Source organism: Moorena sp. SIO3I8, assembly GCF_010692325.1.
Classification (GTDB): Bacteria; Cyanobacteriota; Cyanobacteriia; order Cyanobacteriales; family Coleofasciculaceae; genus Moorena.
Genome location: NZ_JAAHHW010000401.1, coordinates 1 through 1,364, shown reverse-complemented (window position 1 = coordinate 1,364; position 1,364 = coordinate 1). Strand labels below are relative to the sequence as shown.

Below are 1,364 nucleotides of genomic sequence, written 5' to 3'. Positions count from 1 at the left end.
TTTTATTACAAATTCGTTGCATTTATATCTTTGTTTTGCTCTTTGATGACCATAGTTATGAGTTTTATTACTATGACATTTAGGTCATTCCATGGTTTTTTTTTTTAAATACCATTTTTTTATTCAGCAACACCACAATTTTTAGTCAATTTATGCCTAAAGTGACACTAAGCTTTCTACATCGTACTCTTGTCCCTACACCAGATGCGCCCGATTTTTTGGAGTTGCCTTCATAACACTCATAACAGTTAGTTCTCTTAAGTGTTCTGGATTACTACCACCTGAATTTATAACTTCCAAAGTTCCCTCTAGAAACTTCATCCGACAAGCTTGACGCATTATCTTGCCACTTGAAGTTTTAGGAATACTCCCTGATTTGATCAATGCGATCGCATAAACCTGTAGTTCGTGTTGCGCCATCAATTCCTGACGAATATCTCCATTTACTTCATTGAAATCCAGTTCTCGCAGCCAACTTCGTTCAACCTCCTGAACAACGACTAGTTTCTCTTCGTTATCTACCTCAATCCCAAATGCAGCCCCTGAATTTTTACGCAATGATGGGTGACTATTTTCAACAGTAAATTCAATGTCCTGAGGATAATGATTGTGGCCTCGAATGATGATTACATCTTTCAAGCGCCCAGTGATAAACAGCTGACCATTCTTGATGAACCCCAAGTCACCAGTACGTAGAAATGGACCTTCACCAGTATCTACTGTATAAGCCTTAAATGTTTGCTTTGTCTCTTCTGGTCTATTCCAGTAACCTTGAGCAATACTCAAATTTGATACCCAAATTTCGCCAACTTCATCTGACGCACACTTAGTTAAAGTATTGGGATTGATGATAATTACATTTGTGTCACAAATCGGGAAGCCACAACTAACCACATATCGATTTCCCTTTTGATTAGTATCCCCCTCAACAATCTGATTTTTCTCTAAGGCTGATGCCACAACTGGGGTGATTTGAGGCACATTATTGTGAGGTTTAGTCGCTACTAGTAAGGTTGCTTCTGCAAGGCCATAAGCTGGATAAAAAGCTGTAGCTTGGAAACCACAGGGTTCAAATTTTTGAATAAACTTTTCTATAGTATGTTTACGAATTGGCTCTGCTCCATTACTAGCAGTTCTCCAACTCCTCAGGTCTAACTCAGATAATTGTTCCGAGCTAACTTTCTGAATACAGAGGTCATAGCCGAAGTTTGGGCTTTGGCTATGGGTTACCTTATACTTAGAAATAGCTTCCAGCCAGCAGCTTGGTTTTTTAATAAAGGCTAATGATGACATGACATAACAAGTAATACCAGAATAAATTGGCTGTATCAGTCCATCAATTAGACCATAATCATGGAAGGGGC

Annotated in this window: 1 protein-coding gene; it reads right to left on the bottom strand. The window is 38.6% G+C overall.

All coding sequences use genetic code 11. The annotated features are described in order from the left end of the window. Positions 1-195: 195 nt before the first annotated feature. The coding region (locus tag F6K51_RS37360) for a fatty acyl-AMP ligase (protein WP_293031248.1) at positions 196-1,364 on the bottom strand (1,169 nt) is incomplete at its 5' end.